The 18,390-nt window shown below is 62.8% G+C and carries 16 protein-coding genes; 10 read left to right on the forward strand and 6 right to left on the reverse strand.

Annotated features, from left to right (window positions below):
• Window positions 1-35 precede the first annotated feature (35 nt).
• The 5 genes from ACUXV1_RS01005 to ACUXV1_RS01025 form a co-directional block, all read right to left on the reverse strand.
• Complete coding sequence (locus ACUXV1_RS01005; protein WP_446014331.1) at window positions 36-2,489, reverse strand: acyl-CoA dehydrogenase; 2,454 nt, start codon at window positions 2,487-2,489, stop codon at window positions 36-38.
• A gap of 90 nt (window positions 2,490-2,579) precedes the next feature.
• Window positions 2,580-3,227, reverse strand: a complete 648-nt coding sequence (locus ACUXV1_RS01010; RefSeq protein ID WP_019102939.1) for a TetR/AcrR family transcriptional regulator — start codon at window positions 3,225-3,227, stop codon at window positions 2,580-2,582.
• 203 nt (window positions 3,228-3,430) lie between these two features.
• On the reverse strand, window positions 3,431-4,618 hold the full coding sequence (locus ACUXV1_RS01015; protein ID WP_446014330.1) for an O-succinylhomoserine sulfhydrylase: 1,188 nt from the start codon (window positions 4,616-4,618) through the stop codon (window positions 3,431-3,433).
• A gap of 131 nt (window positions 4,619-4,749) precedes the next feature.
• Entirely contained in the window at window positions 4,750-5,361 is a 612-nt protein-coding gene (locus tag ACUXV1_RS01020; protein WP_446014329.1) for a M15 family metallopeptidase, read from the reverse strand.
• A 21-nt stretch (window positions 5,362-5,382) separates the two neighbouring features.
• Window positions 5,383-6,606 carry a D-amino acid dehydrogenase gene (locus ACUXV1_RS01025; protein ID WP_446014328.1) on the reverse strand — a complete coding sequence of 408 codons (1,224 nt, stop codon included), beginning with the start codon at window positions 6,604-6,606 and terminating at the stop codon, window positions 5,383-5,385.
• Window positions 6,607-6,739: 133 nt separating this feature from the next.
• Between ACUXV1_RS01025 and ACUXV1_RS01030 the strand changes: the two genes are divergently transcribed.
• The 10 genes from ACUXV1_RS01030 to ACUXV1_RS01075 all read left to right on the forward strand — a co-directional run bounded on the left by ACUXV1_RS01030 (window position 6,740) and on the right by ACUXV1_RS01075 (window position 17,107).
• On the forward strand, window positions 6,740-8,320 hold the full coding sequence (locus ACUXV1_RS01030; RefSeq protein WP_446014327.1) for an ABC transporter substrate-binding protein: 1,581 nt from the start codon (window positions 6,740-6,742) through the stop codon (window positions 8,318-8,320).
• Complete coding sequence (locus tag ACUXV1_RS01035) at window positions 8,308-9,258, forward strand: succinylglutamate desuccinylase/aspartoacylase family protein (protein ID WP_446014326.1); 951 nt, start codon at window positions 8,308-8,310, stop codon at window positions 9,256-9,258. Before ACUXV1_RS01030 ends, ACUXV1_RS01035 begins: the two co-directional genes overlap by 13 nt.
• Window positions 9,259-9,619: 361 nt before the next feature.
• A complete protein-coding gene (locus ACUXV1_RS01040; protein WP_043631543.1) occupies window positions 9,620-9,808 on the forward strand; it encodes a DUF1843 domain-containing protein in 189 nt (62 codons plus the stop codon).
• 72 nt (window positions 9,809-9,880) lie between these two features.
• Window positions 9,881-10,501, forward strand: coding sequence for a DUF1842 domain-containing protein (locus tag ACUXV1_RS01045; RefSeq protein ID WP_337882296.1), 621 nt, complete (start codon window positions 9,881-9,883; stop codon window positions 10,499-10,501).
• Between the two features lie 39 nt (window positions 10,502-10,540).
• Window positions 10,541-11,143: a DUF1842 domain-containing protein gene (locus ACUXV1_RS01050; RefSeq protein WP_446014325.1), complete on the forward strand. Its 603-nt coding sequence runs from the start codon at window positions 10,541-10,543 to the stop codon at window positions 11,141-11,143.
• 223 nt (window positions 11,144-11,366) lie between these two features.
• Window positions 11,367-12,833 (forward strand): GDL motif peptide-associated radical SAM/SPASM maturase, encoded by a 1,467-nt coding sequence (locus tag ACUXV1_RS01055; RefSeq protein ID WP_446014324.1) that lies wholly within the window; start codon window positions 11,367-11,369, stop codon window positions 12,831-12,833.
• A 219-nt stretch (window positions 12,834-13,052) separates the two neighbouring features.
• Window positions 13,053-14,054: a substrate-binding domain-containing protein gene (locus ACUXV1_RS01060; RefSeq protein ID WP_194426257.1), complete on the forward strand. Its 1,002-nt coding sequence runs from the start codon at window positions 13,053-13,055 to the stop codon at window positions 14,052-14,054.
• Between the two features lie 205 nt (window positions 14,055-14,259).
• Window positions 14,260-14,787: a gluconokinase gene (gene gntK / locus ACUXV1_RS01065; RefSeq protein ID WP_114153979.1), complete on the forward strand. Its 528-nt coding sequence runs from the start codon at window positions 14,260-14,262 to the stop codon at window positions 14,785-14,787.
• Window position 14,788: 1 nt separating this feature from the next.
• Entirely contained in the window at window positions 14,789-16,126 is a 1,338-nt protein-coding gene (gene gntU / locus ACUXV1_RS01070) for a gluconate transporter (protein ID WP_446014323.1), read from the forward strand.
• A gap of 75 nt (window positions 16,127-16,201) precedes the next feature.
• On the forward strand, window positions 16,202-17,107 hold the full coding sequence (locus ACUXV1_RS01075; protein WP_446014322.1) for a GGDEF domain-containing protein: 906 nt from the start codon (window positions 16,202-16,204) through the stop codon (window positions 17,105-17,107).
• Between the two features lie 52 nt (window positions 17,108-17,159).
• Here ACUXV1_RS01075 and ACUXV1_RS01080 read toward each other — a convergent pair whose 3' ends face one another.
• On the reverse strand, window positions 17,160-18,011 hold the full coding sequence (locus ACUXV1_RS01080; RefSeq protein WP_446014321.1) for a hypothetical protein: 852 nt from the start codon (window positions 18,009-18,011) through the stop codon (window positions 17,160-17,162).
• Window positions 18,012-18,390: the final 379 nt, after the last annotated feature.

Below are 18,390 nucleotides of genomic sequence, written 5' to 3' on the forward strand. Positions count from 1 at the left end.
CCGGGACGAATCCCGGCAAATCTTACCCCTTACGCTCAGAAGATCAAGCGCTGCAACAGCTTGTCATCATGTTGCTCCAGCATCTTGTCGAAGTCGTCCACCATGATCACGTCGCGCTTGAGCTTGCGCGCGCGGCTGACGGCGTCGAACTCGGCCTGATTGAGCAAACCGGCCGCCAAGGCTTCCGCCAGGCGCTCGCGCGCGGTAACGGAAACAAACTTGCCGTCGCGCGCCAGTTTGCGCAGCTTTTGCTCCAGCGGCTCGGTGGCCAGCACGGCCTCCAGCGCGTGAGCCAGCACGCCCACGGCATCGCCCTCTTCTTTTGGCAGATACATGCCGCGCGTCAGCCGTTCACGCGTCGCGCCGGGCTCCATCATCGCGCGCGCCACCTGGGTGCCGACGCGGTCGGACGCCGGCTTGAGCGTCAGGCCCCACGGGAAGATCAGCTTGCGCAACACCACGGCCAGCATGCGGCTGGGCAAGTTGGCGAGGAAGCCGTCCATCGCCTGCTGCACATCGTACAAAGCGTTTTCCACCGACCACTGCAAGACCGCCAGGTCTTCCTTGGGCGCGCCGTCGCGCTCGAAGCGCTTCAAGCAGGCGGAGGCGATGTAAAGGCCGGAGAGCATGTCGCCCAGACGCGCGGACAACTTCTCGCGGAATTTCAGGCTGCCGCCCAGGCTGAACATCGCCATATCGGACAGCAAGGCGAAAGCGCTGGAGAAACGAGTCAACCGACGATAGTAAACCCCCACTTCGCCGCCGCGCGGGGCGCCGACGAAACGCGCCCCGCTCAAGCCCAGCCACAAGGAACGAACCACATTGCTGATCACAAAGTTGATGTGACCCGTGATGGCGGCATCGAACTCCTTGCCATCGTTGGCCATGGCCGCCTTCATCTCGCGCAACACGAAGGGATGGCAGCGGATGGCGCCCTGACCGTAGATAATCATCGAGCGCGTCAGGATGTTGGCGCCTTCGACGGTGATGCCGATCGGAATCGCCTGATAAGCTCGCGCCAGGTAGTTGCGCGGCCCCAGCACCACCGCCTTGCCGCCATGAATGTCCATCGCGTCGTTGATGGCTTTGCGCATGCGCTCGGTGTTGTGGTACTTGAGGATGGCCGACAACACCGACGGTTTCTCGCCGGTATCGAGACCGGTCAGCGCCAAGTCTTGCGAGGCCTCCATCTGATAGGTGTAGCCGCCGATGCGCGCCATCGCCTCGTCCACACCCTCGAACTTGCCGATGGGCAGGCCAAACTGATCGCGGATGCGCGCGTAGGCGCCCGTGACGAAGGTGCTCATCTTGCCGGAAGCCACCGACATCGCCGGCAGGGAGATGCAACGACCCACCGACAAACATTCAACCAGCATGCGCCAACCCTGTCCGGCGAACTCGCGACCGCCGATGATCCAGTCCAGCGGAATGAACACGTCCTTGCCCCAGGTCGGACCATTCATGAAGGCCGCGCCGCCGGGGAAATGGCGCCGGCCGATGGCCACGCCTTCGTGCTCGGTGGGGACCAGCGCGCAAGTGATGCCCAGGTCTTCCTTATCGCCCAGCAGATGCTCCGGGTCGTACATCTTGAACGCCAGACCCAGGATGGTGGCCACCGGAGCCAGAGTGATCCAGCGCTTTTCCCAGCTGACGCGCAGGCCGAGCACATCGTCGAAACGCTCGCCGGTGCGCGGATGGGTGTAGCTGCCGCGGCAGACGATGCCGTAGTCTGGGATGCTGCCGGCGTCCGAACCCGCATAAGGGCTGGTCAGCGCGAAGCACGGGATTTCCAGGCCCTTGGCCAGACGGGGCAGATAATAGTCCTTCTGCTCCTCCGTGCCATAGTGTTGCAGCAGCTCGCCCGGCCCCAGGGAGTTGGGCACCATCACCGACACCGCGGCGGTGCCGCCGCGGGTGGCGATCTTGGTGACCACCTTGGCGTGGGCGTAATTGGAGAACTCCAAACCGCCGTACTGCTTCTTGACGATCATGCCCAGGAAGCCGTTGTCCTTGATGAACTGCCACACTTCCGGCGGCAGATCCTTCAACTCGTGGGTGATCTTCCAGTCGTCGATCATCGCACACAGCTGTTCGGTGGGGCCGTCGATGAAGGCCTGCTCTTCCGGCGTCAGCTTGGGATCGGGGAAAGACAGCAGACGATTCCAGTCCGGCTTGCCGGAGAACAGGTCGCGATCCCACCATACCGTGCCGGCATTGATGGCTTCCTGCTCGGTCTGGGACATCGCCGGCGTGATTTTCTTGAACACGCCGAACACCGGCCCGGTGAACACGGCGCGGCGCAGCGGCGGAAGATTGAGAACGGCGGCGACCACCGCGAAAACAGCCCAGGCCGCCGGCGGCAGCGGGCAGTGGAAGATAAACTGGAGCGCGGCGAGCCAGGCGGCCAGCCCCACGGTCCAGGCCAGAACAGGCGCGCGGAAATACGCCAGCGCGCCCAGCAGCACGACCAGAACAACGGCAGATATCATTTTGTTTTACCCTCGTGTTGACCCTTCCATTCCGGCGGCAACAGCAAGGGACGCGGCCGCGATCGGCACGTCCTGCCCTGCGCTCCGGAATCAGCCTTCCATGGGCGCGACCAGGCCAGCCATGACAAAGGGCACGAGGTATTTGACGATCATGTCCGGATCCCGCGCGCTGACGATCTGACTTCGAGTAAAGATCTTCAACACATCGTTGCCTGCAAAGGCATTGAACATGACGCTGAACGCAAGATGCATTCTCCAGGCCAACTGCTCCGTGTCCAGCAAGGGCAAGGCGCGCTGAAACGCGCGACTGTAACGCTGGACGAACACGCTGTACTGCTGGGAGATGGTTTCACGCAACAGACGATGGTTTTCCACCAAGGTGCGCGACAACAAGCGCACGAACATCGCCCCGCCGCGCGACGGGTCCTTGGACAGCGATAGACAAGGGCGTATGAACGACAGCACCAAGCCTTCCACCGACAGTTTCTCCTCCGAGGCCTCCGCCTCCAGCTTATCCAGTTCCGCCAGGCAGTCCGCTATCAACGGGGCCAGCCTGCGCATGAACACGGACTCGAACAACGCATCCTTGGAGCCGAAGTGGTAATTCACCGCGGCCAGGTTTACCTCGGCTTGCTGGGTAATCATGCGCAGCGAGGTCGCTTCGAAACCGTGCTCCACAAACAAGCGTTCTGCAACGTCCAGAATGCGGGTGGCGGTATCGGGGCGGCTTGCTTCCATGTTTTCCAGTGCCTTTTTTGTATTTGCTGGTTTTATGGTCTTGCTCATTTCAGCTTTCGAACAAGCGTTTCAAACTTACGTTTTAATTTGATGAATGTCAAGACATGTCTCGACAGCGCTCGGGCCAAACTCAACAGGGCGGCAACAAAAGCGGCAGTCCGTATTTTAGACTGCCGTTTGAATGAAACACATGTTGAAAGCGTTTAGTCAAGGCCGCGTGCCAAATCCCGCTTCAGGTCTTCGACATGCTCCAGGCCCACGGCTACCCGCAACAGGCCTTCCACGATCCCGGCCTTGGCTCTGGCCTCCGGCGTGATGCGGGCATGCGTCGTGGACGCTGGATGGGTGATGGTGGATTTGACGTCGCCCAGATTGGCGGTACGGGAAATCAACTGCACCCGGTCAACCACTCGCCAAGCCTCCTCCCTGCCGCCCTTGACCACGAAGGACACCACCGCGCCGCCGCCGCTTTGCTGGCGAAGCGCCAGCTCGTGTTGCGGATGACTGGCCAGCCCCGGATAGAACACCCGCTCCACCGCCGGCTGGGCTTCCAGCCAGCGCGCCAACTCCAGCGCGCTGGCGCTGTGCTTTTCCATCCGCAAATGCAGGGTTTCCATGCCGGAGAGCAGCGTCCAGGCATTAAACGGGGCCAGCGTGGGGCCGGCGGTACGCACATGCAGATAAATCTGTTCGATCAACGCATCGCTGCCCACTACCGCACCGCCCATCACCCGGCCATGCCCGTCGAGATATTTAGTGGCGGAATGCATCACCAGATCCGCCCCCAGTTTCAACGGCTGCTGCAAGGCCGGAGAGCAGAAGCTGTTGTCCACCACCAGCAAGGCGTCGTGCTGATGCGCAATCTGGGCGATGGCGGCGATGTCGGCGATTTCCGTTAAAGGATTGGACGGCGTTTCCAGAAACAACAAACGGGTATTGGGCCGCGCGGCGTCGCGCCAGGCTTGCAGGTTTGTGGCGTCGACAAAGGTGGTTTCCACGCCAAACTTGGCCAGCAGGCCGGCGAACAGATTGGTGGTGGAGCCAAACAGGCTTTGCGAAGACAAGATGTGGTCGCCGGCCTTGAGCAGGCTCATCATGATGGCCTGGATAGCCGCCATGCCAGTGGCGGTGGCGATGGCGCGCTCGCCCCCCTCCATCAGCGCCAAGCGCTGCTGAAAGGCGGCGACAGTGGGATTGGTGAAGCGGGAGTAGGTATAGCCGTCCAGCTCGCCCAGAAACATGGCCACGGCCTGTTCCGCCGAATCGTAGGTGAAGCTGGAAGTCAGATGCAGGCTTTGGCTATGTTCGCGATATTCGCTGATTTCGCGACCGCCGCGGATTGCCAGTGTTTCCGGGTGCCAACAGGCTTGTTCGGTATTGTCGGATGCCATTGAAGAGTCTCTACGGGTGCTTCAAAGATAAAGCCAGCGCCCATATTGCCTGAAAACCCGCCGTTTGCTAAATGCCTGCCGGGCATAAAGCCGCCGGCCCGGCGGCATTAGGCAGGCCAGCATCCACTTAATTATTCGATCAACAGCATATGAGCGCGTACCCAATCCCGATCCGCCGCCTCGAAGTGCCACCACTCGGTGGCGATGCCGCTGAAGCCGGCTTGGCTCATGCAATGGCGCAACAGCAAGCGATTGGCCAATTGCGCCTCGCTCAGCCTCCCCGTCCGCCGCAACTCCGGCTCGCGCTGCGGCTGCGCCAGCTCGGTGAAGTCGTCAAAGCCGGTGCCCATGTTCAGTTCCCGCCCGCCGTCATCCTCCACGCTTAGGTCCACAGCCATGCCGAAGCTGTGAATCGAGCCGCGCGCGGGGTCGGCTACGTAGATGCGTTGCGGCGTGTCCTTGACGATGTCCCACAACACTCGCTGCACCCTCCCCGGCCTCAGCGCGTCGAAAACCCGCAAATGGAAACCCGGCCGTTGCCTGCGCAACTCGCGCGCGGCCATGGCCAGGCGCTCGGCGGCGCGGCGATGCAACAGCGCCTGCGCCGCGTCGCCGTAAAGATTCCGTCCCACAAAATTATTGGCGCAGGCATAGCGCAGGTCCAGTCTTACCCCGTCGATATCCGCAATCGACAGGTACTCCGGATGCGCCGCCAACTCCTCCATGGCGATGACCGCTTTCATTCTCTTCCCACTCCCCTTCATTTATCCTCCAGCCATCTCCCGCGCCAGCCGCTCGGCGCTGCCCAGGGCCAAGGTAAAGCCCAAGGCGCCGTGTCCGAGATTCAGCCAGAGATTAGCCGGTCCGCCAGGCGCGCGTCCTATCATGGGCACCCCGTCCGGCGTGGCCGGCCTCAAGCCGGCCCATTCCGTAGCCTGTTCCAAACAGCCCGCCCGCGGCCAATCGCGCTTCACTTGCCGGCGCAAGCCGGCCACGCGCCGCGGATCCGGGCTTTCGTCGTAGCCAACCAGATCCGCCGCCGCCGCAACCCGCAGACGCCCGTCTATCGGCGCGTACAAGGTCTTGCGTTCGAAGTCTGTGACGCTTAGAACCGGCAAACACTCTCCCGCGGGCATGTCCAGGCTGTAACCCTTCAGCGGATAGAGCGGCAGCCGCAGGCCCAGCTTGCGCGCCAACGCCGCGCCGCCGACGCCGGCGGCCAGCACCAGATGCCGGCAGGGCAAGACCTCATCGGACAGCAAGACTTGCCGCACTCGCCCCTGAGCCATTTCGAAACCGCTAACTTCCCGACCAAAGCGGAACTCAACATCCAGGCCTTCCTCAAGCATCCGCCGCTGCATGGCCAGGCAGAACAGCCGACAATCCGCCACTTCCTCGTCAGGGGTATGCACGCCGCCGGCTATCGGCCCGCTTAGTCCGGCCAAGGCCGGCTCCAAATCATGGCAAGCATCCGTATCCAGCAGCTGCTGGCACGCACCCAGCTCGCTCATCGCCGCCACGCCTTGACGCGCATACTCCAGCGCCGCCGCGCTGCGGTACAGCACCAGCTTGCCGTTGCGCCGCCAGGCAAAGCCGCCCAACCCCTCCTCGCGCAGCCCTTCAAGCAACACGCGGCTTTCTTGCGCCAAACGCCACAACTGAGCGCTGCCGGCGCGATTGGCTTTACGGTTGCAAGCGCGATAAAAGCGCCACAACCACTGCCATTGAGCCGCGTCCCAGCTTAGACGCAAACGCATAGGCGCATCCGCGCTCAACAGCCAGGCCAGCGCCTTGGCCGGCACGCCCGCATCGGCCAGCGGCGCGACATACCTATAGCTTAGCTGACCGCCGTTGGCGTGGCTGGCGCCGGCCGCCGCCTCGCCGCGCCGCTCCAACACCGTGACCGGCCAGCCCGCCCGCGCCAGCCGCCATGCGCTGCACAGGCCAATTACGCCGGCGCCCACGACAAGCACTCTCGATCCCCCCATCACCGCCCCCTCGCAAAGTCCGTCGAAACCGCGAAGCCGGCCCGCGCCGGGAACCAATTGCCATGGTCTTGGACCGACAGCGGTAGATGACGGACAATTCGCATGCCGCGAACAAGAATTCAGGATAGCGTAAATGACAAAATCGATCCTCTCCCTTTCCCTGTTGCTGGCCGGCGCCTTGCCTGCCGCCGCGCTGGCGGCCAAGCCGCTGGTCTTTTGCGCGGAAGCCTCGCCGGAAGGTTTCGACCCCGCGATGTGGGACACCGCCTCCACTTACAACATTGTCAAGCCCGTCTTCCAGGGGTTGACCGAATTCAAGCGCGGCGGCGTGGCGCTGCGCCCAGGTCTGGCGGAAAGCTGGAGCGTGTCGGCGGACGGGCTGGAGTACACCTTCAAACTGCGCCGCGGCGTCAAATTCCATCACACCGAGTATTTCAAGCCCAGTCGCGACTTCTCCGCCGACGACGTGGTTTTCACCGTCAACCGTTGGATCCGGCCGGACCTAACGTTCAATCAGGCGTTCAAGACCCCGCTGACCGGCCCGGACGGCTACGGCCTGGTCAAGCTGATAGCCTCGGTGCAAAAGCTGGATGCTCACACCGTCAAGATCCGGCTAAAGGAGCGCAACGCCACCTTCCTGACGTTCTTCGCGATGGGCTTCGCCGGCATGCAGTCGGCTGAATACGCCCAGCAGCTGCTGCAGGCCGGCAAGCCCGCGCAGATCAACCTGCTGCCCATCGGCACCGGCCCCTACCGCTTCAAGAGCTACGCCAAGGATTCAACCGTGCGCTATGAGGCCAATCCTCAATACTGGGGCGCGCCGCAAAAAACCCGCAGCCTGATCTTCGCCATCGTCACTGACCCGCAAGTACGCATCCAGAAGCTAAAGGCGGGCGAATGCCAAGTGGCCGCGGCGGTGCGCGAGTCCGATCTGGACACCTTGAACACCGACAAGAACATCAAGATCGCCGCCACCGGCGCCAGCAATATTTCCTACCTGGCCTACAATCTGAAACGGCCGCAGTTCGCCAAACGCGAAGTGCGCGTGGCGCTGGACATCGCCATCAACCGCGACGCCCTGTTCAAAGCGATGTTCCCCAAGGGCGGCGCCACTCAGGCGGTCAACCCCTATCCGCCGTCCACCTGGAGCTGGAACCCCAAAACCCGTAATGAATACAACCCGGCCAAGGCCAAGGCGCTGCTGGCCCAAGCCGGCTACCCCAACGGCTTCACCCTGGATTTATGGGCGCTGCCGGTACAGCGGCCCACCAACCCCAACGGCAAACTGATGGCGCAGATGATCCAGCAAGACTGGGCCAAGATAGGCGTCAAGGCCAATATTCGGTCCTACGAATGGGGCGAGTACCTGAAACGCGCCGCCGCCGGCGAACACGATGTCTATATGTCGGGCCTGACCAGCAACTCCGGCGATCCGGACGACTTCCTCTGGAACGCCCTGTCCTGCAGCGTCAGCAAGGGCGGTCAGCGCTTCTGCAATCAGGAGTTCGATAAGCTGCTGCTGCTCGGCCGGCAGGCCACCGAGCAGAAGCAACGCACTCAGTATTATTTGAAAGCCCAGGAAATTTTCAAATACGAACGCCCCTGGATCACCATGGCCCATTCGCGCATTTACATTCCGATGCGCAACAATGTGCAGGGTTTCGTGATGAATCCCAATGGCTCTTTTGACTTCGAGGACGTATGGCTCAAATAAACCCGGCCTGGCCCACCCATTTCGCCAGCCACCGTTACCAGAGTTTGCGGGCCGGCCCGCGCCTGATCGTCACCGGCGCCGTGCACGGCAACGAGGTTTGCGGCGCGCTGGCCATCCGTCGCGTGATAGCCGAACTGGAACAAGGCGCGCTGGCGCTCCGCGCCGGCCGGCTGACTCTGGTTCCGGTGGTCAATACGCTGGCTTTCCAGCTGGGTCAGCGCGGCGGCGAACGCAACCTGAACCGCAATCTCGCGCCCAGCAACGCGCCGGGCGACTTCGAAGATCACGTCGCCAACTGGCTGTGCCCCTTGCTGTCGGAACATGAGGTTTTGCTGGACCTGCATTCCTTCCAGTCCCCCGGCCGGCCTTTCGTCTTCCTCGGCCCGCGCGACAACGCCGGCGAGCTCGAACCCTTCGCCCTGGCCGCGCGGGAAGAGGCTCTGGCGCAGCGGCTGGGCGTGGCCCGCGCAGTGGACGGCTGGCTGTCCACTTACGCCCTGGGCGTGAGCCGCCGCGGCAAGACGGCCGGCGGCGATGCCCGATACGGCGTGGGCACCACCGAATACATGCGCCAACAAGGCGGCTGGGCGCTGACGCTGGAATGCGGCCAACACGACGACCCCGCCGCGCCGGATGTCGCCTACCAGGCCATCGTCAATACGCTGGCCCATCTGGGCATGATGGACGCGCCGCCCCCCACACCTGCTGCTCTGGAAGCGCTGAGCCTGTATGAAGTGGTGGACAAACTTGACGATGGCGACCGCTTTGCCCGCGACTGGACCAGCTTCGATCCGGTGAGCAGAGGCGAACTCATCGGCTGGCGCGCAGACGGCAGCCCGGTGACGGCCATAGACGACGGTCGCATCGTCTTCCCCAACCCTCAATCGCCAAGCGGCCAGGAGTGGTTCTATCTGGCTCGCCCTTCCAACCGGTTTTAAGCCTCTCTTCCTTGCTCCGGGCTGCGTTCGCGCGGCTCGGTACTTCCACTTAAGTATTTGTTCTTCATAAAAACTGACCTTAAGTTCAGTTTGCCGCCGCCCCCAACTGCTACACCGATAAACACTGCCGGGCTTTGTCCGGCAGCCCTTTGCGGGCGGCCCGCTCTCATCCGCCCGTCATCTCGTTAATCAGCGCTAAGAACGTGTTTACGATCCCGCTAGCAAAAGCGAGACATGGCGAAAACGGCTGAGAAAGCGGAATGCACATACGGCACATGAACATTTCGAAGCGGCACTCACCGTGTCGTGTCTCACAACGCGCAGCAGATCGCAAACAGGTTCTCAAGGAACAGGTCGACTCATGAGCCATCTTCCCACGCATCAAGTCTTGCCTTACGGCGTCGCCATCCACCAAGCGATTGCGGAAGGCAATCTGGCGCAGATGAAAACCCTGCTGGAACAAGGCGAACAACACTTGCGCCAATACGGCGATCTGCACGCCGCCGTCGATCAGTTGAAGCAGGAAATCTCCCGCCTGGAACGACGCTAAGAACACTCTCGCGATCCAGCGAGCCCGCTCGGCTCGCCCGGCAGGAACATCACCTAACTCTCCGGAGGTTTTATGTCAGACACCGCACAAACCGATATCGGCTTGTTTCCCGTCAGCTACCTCATCGGCACCGGCATGGAAGGCGCGCAACGGCTTACGCTGAACCTGCTGGTCGCGCCACCGCGCAGCGCCGTGACCGGCGACGCCCACATCACCCAGGCCACCAATCCGCCGCTGGACGTTCACTCCCACGTTCACGGCGACTACACCTACCTGACGGTGATGCCGCCCAGCGAAGGCCGCATTCTGATCACCGCCCAAGGCCACAGCGGCAACACGGTCAACTTCAAACTGCACTTGGTTCTGAGCCAGGACTGGAAACAGGGCGTGGCCAATTACAGCTATCTGAACGGTTCCGCGTGGGTGGAAGTGGAAAACGCGCCGGCCAAGCTCAACCCGGAACTGAAATCGCGCTATTTCCCGTTGCCGCTGGGACCCGGACCGGTGATTCTTCCCAACCCGCCCATCAATGCGCTGTACGGCGTGCCTATTCAAAGCGCCATCGCCAGCGGCGACCTGGCTCACATGAAAACGCTGGCCTCCTACGCCCGCCAGCAATTGGACGCTCAGCCGCAACTGCGCAAGGAACTGGACGCGCTGAAATCGGAAATCGCCAAGCTGGAACGCAAATAGGCTAGCGCCGTCTCTCCCCCATCCGCCAAGGAGTGCTCCATGTCAGCAACAGGATTGTTCCATACCCGTTACATCGTTTCCGCCCCGGTGCTGGGCGCACCGGTCCTGACCCTGGACCTGCTGGTCAACACGCTGCAGAAAAAGGTCAGCGGCCACGCCAGCATTTTCCAAAGCGTCAGCCCGCCGCTGCAATTCCAGGCCAATGTCTGGGGCCATTACAGCCAAGCCAAACTGGACCCGTCCGCCGAGCACCACATCGTGCTGTCGCTGGACGGCAGCCCCAGCTCTCCCAACAGCCAGATCGCCGAAACCTTCCACTTGCAAGGCATTCTCGACCAGAACTGGAAGGACGGCCACGCCAGCTACCGCTTCTTCTACCAGAACGCTTGGCACACCGTGGCGCACGCCATCGTGACAGAGGCCCCGGCCGTGCATCCGGAGCCGCGCTCCGGCAGCAAGCCCTACCCCCACCCCATTCCGCTCTACGCCGCTGCGCTTCAGCAATCCCGCTCCAGCGACAATCTGGCGCAGATGAAGTCGCTGGCCATTCAGGCGGAAGAGCAGTTGAAGCAGCACGACAATATCGAAGCCGCGCTGAAGCAGCTGCATGCGGAAATCGCCCGCCTAGAAGGCCGGCATTAAACGGCGCCGCACGCTAAGAACATGTTTACGATCTCGCGAGCCAAGGTGAGGCAAGGCGAAAACGGCTGAGCAAGCGGCGTGTACACACGGTACATGAGCATTTTGAAGTTGCACTCGCCGAGCCACGTTTCACCACGCGTAGCAGATCGTAAACAGGTTCTAAGCAGTTCAAAGTCCAGGGGCGTCCAGCGGACGCTCCTCGCCCCCTTCCAAGGACCCGCTCATGCTCGATGACCGCCCCGCCGTCCGTCCCGCCCGTTATCTGGACGACGAAGACTTCAAGCGTTACGTCCCGGTGCACGTGGTTTGGGAAATCACGCTGGCCTGCGACCTGAAATGCCTGCACTGCGGCTCCCGCGCCGGCCACCGCCGCCCCAACGAGCTGTCCACCGCCGAATGCCTGGAGGTCATAAACGCGCTGGCGGCGCTGGGCACGCGCGAGATCACCCTGATCGGCGGCGAAGCCTATCTGCGCAAGGACTGGACCCAATTGATACGCGCCATCCGCGGCCACGGGATGTATTGCGCGATCCAGACCGGCGGCCGAAATCTGAACCCGGCCCGCCTGCAACAGGCGATAGACGCCGGCCTCAACGGCGTCGGCGTATCGCTGGACGGCCTTGCGCCCTTGCACGACAAGGTGCGCAATGTGCCGGGCGCTTTCGACAAGGCGGTGGACGCCTTGCGCCGCGCCAAGGCGGCCGGCCTCGCCGTCAGCGTCAATACCCAGATCGGCGCGGCCACCATGCCGGACTTGCCGGCGCTGATGGACCAGATCATCGAACTGGGCGCCACCCACTGGCAGATCCAGTTGACGGTGGCGATGGGCAATGCGGTGGACAATGACGAGCTGCTGCTGCAACCCTACCAACTGCTGGAACTAATGCCCTTGCTGGCGCGGCTTTACCGCGAAGGCGTGGAGCGCGGCCTGCTGATGAATGTGGGCAACAATATCGGATACTACGGCCCGTACGAGCGCCTGTGGCGCGGATTTGGCGACGAGCGGGTTCACTGGAGCGGCTGCGCCGCCGGCCAGACCGTGCTGGCGCTGGAGGCGGACGGCACCGTCAAGGGCTGTCCATCGCTGGCCACCGTCGGCTTTTCCGGCGGCAATGTTCGCGATATGAGCCTGGACGACATCTGGCACCACAGCGAGGGCATCCACTTTGGCCGCCTGCGCTCGGTGGAGGATCTATGGGGCTATTGCCGCGGCTGCTACTACAACGACATCTGCCGAGGCGGGTGCACCTGGACCTCCCACTCCCTGCTGGGCAAGCCCGGCAACAACCCCTACTGTCATTACCGCGCGCTGGAGCTGGAAAAACAGGGCCTGCGCGAGCGCATCGTCAAACTACAGGACGCCGCGCCCGCCTCCTTCGCCGTTGGACGATTCGACTTGATCACCGAAGACATCGCCAGCGGCCAGGAAGTCAGCCGAATCAGCCGCAGCGGCCAAGTCATCGCGCTGACTTGGAAAAACAAGGGCAAAATCGCGCCGCGCGAAGGCAAGCCGCCGGCCAAGCTGGCGCTGTGCCGGCAATGCCAGCAATACATCCATCCCGACGAAACCTGTTGCCCGCACTGCTCGGCGGACATCGCCGCCGCCGACCGCGACTACCAGCAAGAGCAGGCAAAACGTCAGCAGGTGATCAACAATCTGCGTCGCTTATTGGGCTTGCCGGCTGATTAAACCTCGCGACGTCGGCGACGAAGCGCGCTTTTATGCCAAAAAACTGAGATACACGGCCACAGCCATCCACTAGCCATAGCTCATTTGACGGAAATCGGTCTACAATCGCGGCTTGCCTGACTTACCACGCCGCCATGGGAGCCGATGTCCGCATGACCTGTTTCGCGCCGTTCGCCCTATCACTGGAAGCCGCCGCTTCCGCCTCGCCGGACCCGCGCCATGAGCGATAAGCCGAGGCGCCCGTCGCTGCAGGACATCGCAGACCGGGTAGGCACTTCCAAAATGACGGTCAGCCGTTACTTGCGCAACGCCAGCCTGGTATCGGACGCCACCGGCCAGCGCATCTCCAGCGCGATGGAGCAATTGGGCTATATCCCAAACCGGGTGCCGGACCTGTTGGCCCGGGCCAAGAGCCGCGCCATCGGCGTGTTGTTGCCGTCGATGTCCAACCAGGTGTTCTCCAACCTGGTTCACGGCGTCGAGTCCGTGACTCGGGAGGCCGGTTACCATACGCTGTACGGTCATTACTGCTACGACGTCGAACAAGAAACCCGGCAAGTGGAGCAGTTGCTGTCTTTCCAGGTGGATGGGTTGATCCTGTGCGAAACCATCCACTCCGAACGCACCTTGCGCATGCTGCAAGTGGCGGCGATTCCGGTTGTGGAAGTGATGGAACTGCCGTCCCAGCCCATAGACCTGGCCGTGGGCCTGGACCATCAGGCCGCCGCCGAAGACATGACCCGGACCATGATCGCGCGGGGCAAGCGGCGCATCGCCTATCTGGCCGCCCGCCTCGACCGCCGCACCCGGCTGCGCGCCGCCGGCTACCGGGCGGCGATGGAACAAGCCGGACTGGTTCCGCTGGAGATACAGACCGAGCAACACTCCAGCTTTCAGCTAGGCGGCGAGATGTTGCGCCAAGCCATGGCCGCCGCGCCGGACCTGGACGGCGTGTTCTGCACCAACGACGACATCGCCGCCGGCGCCTTGCTGGAAGCCCAGGCCATGGGCATGGCCGTGCCGCAGCGTATCGCCGTCGCCGGCTTCAACGCCTTGGATATCGGCTCCGCCTTGCATCCGCGGCTGGCCAGCGTGGTCACGCCGCGCGAAGCGATTGGCCGGCTGGCGGCGCAACGCTTGCTAGGCCGTATCCACGGCCAGCGTTACACCGATCCCGTCATTGACCTGGGTTACACCCTAAGCCTGGGCGGCAGCGTCTAGGCCAGTGCCGGAATACGACACTCGCCCCTCAAAAAAACCTTTATTTATCAAGACAAAACCCCCAAATCGTCACAGCCGAGTCAAGGCCGGCGCTCAAAACGCTTGCCTGCGCCTTGCAAAGCCGACATATTGTTATCGGCGTAATGTTACCGGTAACAATCACGATCCGCCTTCAAACAATTCGACAACTCATTGGAGTGGCTTCATGAATTCCACACCACATCAGGTTTACGTGCTGATGGGCGTTTCCGGCTGCGGCAAATCCGCGCTCGCCGCGCAACTGTCCCAGCGCCTGACATGCGCCGTACTGGACGGAGACTTCCTGCATCCTCGCGCCAATATCGACAAAATGGCCGCAGGAACGCCGCTGGATGACGCCGATCGCCACCCCTGGCTCAACGCGCTCAGCGACGCCGCCTACGCCATGCAACGCAGCAACGCGCTGTCCATCATCGTGTGCTCCGCGCTGAAACGGCGTTACCGCGACCAGCTGCGCGCCGGCAACCCGCAGTTGTCCTTCCTTTACTTGAAAGGCGATTTCGATCTGATCCTGCAACGGCTGCAAGCCCGGCAAGGCCATTTTCAAAAGGCCGATATGCTGGCCTCGCAATTTGCCGCGCTAGAGGAACCCGGGCCGGACGAAACCGATGTCCATACTCTGGACATCCGCCCCGAGCTGAACCGCGTCGTCGCCGACGCGATGCGCCTGATCCAGTCCCGCCAGGAGCGCTGACATGTCCATTGCAACCCTCGTATTGACCGCGCTGGGCTCGGTTGCCCTGTTGTTGTTGCTGGTGATGAAGGCTCGCTTGCATGCGTTCATCGCGTTGATGCTGGTCTCGATCGGGGCCGGCGTGGCCTCAGGCATGCCGGTGGAAAAAATCGCCGACACCATGCAAAAAGGCATGGCAGGAACCCTAGGCTTCCTCGCCGTGGTGGTGGCCCTGGGCGCGATGTTCGGCAAGATACTGCATGAAACCGGAGCGCTCGATCAGATCGCCGGCCGGCTCTTGAGCAGCTTTGGCGAACGGCGCGCGCATTACGCGCTGGGCGTGGCCGGGCTGGTCTGCGCGCTGCCGCTGTTCTTCGACGTCGCCATTGTGCTGCTGATCGGCGTGGTGTTCGCAGTGGCTCGCCGCACCGGCGGCAATGTGGTCAAGCTGGCCGTGCCGCTGTTCGCCGGCGTGGCCGCCTCGGCGGCCTTCCTGCTGCCCGGCCCCACCCCCATGCTGCTGGCCTCGCAGATGCAGGCGGACTTCGGCTGGATGATCGTCATCGGGCTGGCCTCGGCGATTCCCGGCATGTTGCTGGCCGGCCCGCTGTTCGGCAGTTTCATCAGCCGGCACGTCAGCTTGGCCCTGCCGGACGACATCAGCGAGCCGACGCTGGAGCGCGACCGCATGCCCTCCTTCGCCTTCAGCCTGACGTTGGTGCTGTTTCCTCTGGTCATGGTGGCCTGCAAAACCCTGGGCAGCCATCTGGCGACGCCGGGCTCGACCGTCTTCCATTGGCTGCAGTTCATCGGCCATCCGTTCAGCGCCATCCTGGCCGCCTGCCTGATCGCCATTTATGGCCTGGCTGTCCGTCGCGGCATGGAGGCGGAACAGGTCATGCGCATCTGCAGCGCCGCGCTGCAACCGGCCGGCATCATTCTGCTGGTGACCGGCGCCGGCGGGGTATTCAAACAGGTACTGGTGGATTCCGGCGTGGGGCCGGCGCTGGGCAACGCGCTGATCGGCGCCGGCCTGCCCATCGCCGTCGCCTGCTTCGCGCTGGCGGCCGCGGTCAGAATCATTCAAGGATCCGCCACTGTCGCCTGCCTGACCACGGTGGGACTGGTGCTGCCGGCCATCGAGACCATGGGCTTGTCCGGCGCGCAGCTGGCCGCGCTGTCCATCTGTATCGCCGGCGGCTCCATCGTGCTCAGCCACGTCAACGACTCCGGCTTCTGGCTATTCGGTAAATTCACCGGCGCCAACGAGGCTCAGACTCTGAAAACCTGGTCGCTGATGGAGACGATACTGGGCACCACCGGCGCGCTGGTGGGCATGGCGGCCTTCACCATGTTGTGACGCGCAGCATGCGCCTTGGCAAGCATGGCAACCGGGTACGATACTCACTGAAACACGCTTGAGTAGCCCACCTCCATGACGGACGCCCTCTGCATCACACTGCTTGCCATGCTGGACAACAGCGCGGCTCTTGTCGCGCTGTTCGACCGGCACGACATGCTGCGCTACGCCAACACCGCCTTTCGACAAAGCTTCTTCCTGACGCAGGAGGAGTGCCTGAGCTGGGCGGAACTGATGCGACGGAACTACCAGCAAAAACAAGGCTCGCGGATAGAGACCGACGATATCGAAGCCTGGTTGCGCTCCGCCTGTTCGCGCCGCGGCAAGCTGCCTTATCGCGCTTTCGAGGCTGATTTATGCGACGGCCGATGGATGTGGATGACGGAAACGATGAGCGCGGACGGCTGGATGCTGTGCCAAGCCAGCGACATCACCGAGCTGCGGGCCGACAAACGCGAGCTGCGCCAGGCCCGCGATGTGGCCTTGCGCGCCGCCCAGACCGATCCAATGACCGGCATCAGCAACCGCACCCATTTGATGCAGTTGCTCCAACTATTGCTGCAGCAAAGGCGTGAGCACTCGGCGCCGGCCTGCCTCGCCATCCTCGACCTGGACCACTTCAAACGCATCAACGACCTTGAGGGCCATCCAGCCGGCGATCAGGTGATCTGCAGCTTCGTCCAGACCGTGCGCGCTCAGCTACGGCAAAGGGATGGTTTTGGGCGTTTGGGCGGCGAGGAATTAATGCTCTTGCTGCCGCAAACCTCGCTGCTTGAAGCAGAACAGTGCTGTGAACGGATTCTCGCCGCCGCGCGGCGGGACCGTCCGCTGGCGGCCAAACCGGAACTAGGCTACACCTGCTCGATCGGGCTGACCGAACTGCGGCCAGACGACGACGTCGCCAGTTGCTACGCGCGGGCCGATGAGGCGCTTTACCACGCCAAGGGCAGTGGACGCGATTGTTTAAGCAGTAGCCGCTAAGCGCCTGTTTACGATCTGCCCGCATCGGCCAAATCGTAAACAAGCTCTAAGTTCAGCCGGCCGTAGCCAACAGATCAGACGTTCTCCAGCGCTCGAAACGCCGCTGGGCCGCCGTCACGCTGGACGCGGTCAGCGTCAGGCCGCCGCAAGCCGGCGCCCAGTCTTCACCGCGTTCCGGAGCGTCGTCGAAGGCCAGCAAGTGCGGGGCGTCTCCCGCCGCCATGCCCGGCCCCAACAGCACCGCGCCGTCCGGATTGCCGGCGCTTTCCACCAGGCCCACCCGCCCCTCGCTCAACAGCATCGGGAATCGATGGCTGGCGGCCACCGCCTGGCGAGCGTCGCGCGCGATCTGCAGCTTGTCGGCGTCGCCAGGCTCCAGCAGCACCGGGCAAGGCAGAGCCGATGCCAGCTCGCGGTGAATCTGGCTCTCAATCACGGTTGGCGGCAGCAGCGCCGCGCTGACCAGATCGCTCAGATACGCCATCTCATTAAGTTGAATCAAGACATGCGCCAAGGGCACGCCCGCGGCCAAGCACTGCAAATAAACCCTTCTTTGCTCCAACAACGCCTGCCTTCCGCGTCCCGTCGTCGCGCCGGCAAGCGGTTGGACCAGCACGCTCCAGCCCCCCTCTCGCAACTGCCACGCGGCCAACTGCCCTGCCTGCTCCAACAACGCCGGCAGCGGCAAACGCAACAGCAGCAGGCGCCGCGAACCGGTTCCGGCCAATGCCGCTTGGGCCGCGCGGCGCCCGCGCGTCACCGTCTCCCGCGCGCTATCGTCCGCCATCGCGTCGGCCATCAGTTCGCGCGGCGAGGGTAAACGCCGCAAGCTCATCGGCTCCGCCGCCTGCGCACTATCGGGAACGCCGTCCATGCTGTCGCTGCCTTCGGAATACATTGTCATTCTCCATCCTGCGCCTGCCATGCAAGCGGTTCAATTGGCGGCTACGATATTTTTATTGAGAATGATTGTCAATTGCGTTTTTAACAAAATTAGTCCAATCGCCCGGCATGAGACCCCGTCTTTCGCCTTCGCATTGCCTGACTTCATGCGCCCCTTTGCATCCCCGCCGCCCCCACGCAGCAACAGAAAAAGGCGCAAACATTAACGAAGATGCCCAAAACCTAAGTCTCTGCCCCAGCGAAGTTCTAGAGCAAAAATGTGAAATCAATATCATCTGTGCGTAATATCACCGTATTGCAATAGATAACGATTATCATTTATATTCGCCATCGACGCTCAAAACGAGCCATCCCCCACCTACCCAGTGGACTCAGGAACA

The sequence above is a fragment of the Chromobacterium sp. W521 genome (genome assembly GCF_052805975.1).

Coding starts and splice junctions, on each gene's coding strand:
- ACUXV1_RS01005 (WP_446014331.1), bottom strand. CDS start 2,489: ATGATATCTGCCGTTGTTCTGGTCGTGCTGCTGGGCGCGCTGGCGTAT.
- ACUXV1_RS01010 (WP_019102939.1), bottom strand. CDS start 3,227: ATGGAAGCAAGCCGCCCCGATACCGCCACCCGCATTCTGGACGTTGCA.
- ACUXV1_RS01015 (WP_446014330.1), bottom strand. CDS start 4,618: ATGGCATCCGACAATACCGAACAAGCCTGTTGGCACCCGGAAACACTG.
- ACUXV1_RS01020 (WP_446014329.1), bottom strand. CDS start 5,361: ATGAAAGCGGTCATCGCCATGGAGGAGTTGGCGGCGCATCCGGAGTAC.
- ACUXV1_RS01025 (WP_446014328.1), bottom strand. CDS start 6,606: ATGGGGGGATCGAGAGTGCTTGTCGTGGGCGCCGGCGTAATTGGCCTG.
- ACUXV1_RS01030 (WP_446014327.1), top strand. CDS start 6,740: ATGACAAAATCGATCCTCTCCCTTTCCCTGTTGCTGGCCGGCGCCTTG.
- ACUXV1_RS01035 (WP_446014326.1), top strand. CDS start 8,308: ATGGCTCAAATAAACCCGGCCTGGCCCACCCATTTCGCCAGCCACCGT.
- ACUXV1_RS01040 (WP_043631543.1), top strand. CDS start 9,620: ATGAGCCATCTTCCCACGCATCAAGTCTTGCCTTACGGCGTCGCCATC.
- ACUXV1_RS01045 (WP_337882296.1), top strand. CDS start 9,881: ATGTCAGACACCGCACAAACCGATATCGGCTTGTTTCCCGTCAGCTAC.
- ACUXV1_RS01050 (WP_446014325.1), top strand. CDS start 10,541: ATGTCAGCAACAGGATTGTTCCATACCCGTTACATCGTTTCCGCCCCG.
- ACUXV1_RS01055 (WP_446014324.1), top strand. CDS start 11,367: ATGCTCGATGACCGCCCCGCCGTCCGTCCCGCCCGTTATCTGGACGAC.
- ACUXV1_RS01060 (WP_194426257.1), top strand. CDS start 13,053: ATGAGCGATAAGCCGAGGCGCCCGTCGCTGCAGGACATCGCAGACCGG.
- gntK (WP_114153979.1), top strand. CDS start 14,260: ATGAATTCCACACCACATCAGGTTTACGTGCTGATGGGCGTTTCCGGC.
- gntU (WP_446014323.1), top strand. CDS start 14,789: ATGTCCATTGCAACCCTCGTATTGACCGCGCTGGGCTCGGTTGCCCTG.
- ACUXV1_RS01075 (WP_446014322.1), top strand. CDS start 16,202: ATGACGGACGCCCTCTGCATCACACTGCTTGCCATGCTGGACAACAGC.
- ACUXV1_RS01080 (WP_446014321.1), bottom strand. CDS start 18,011: ATGACAATGTATTCCGAAGGCAGCGACAGCATGGACGGCGTTCCCGAT.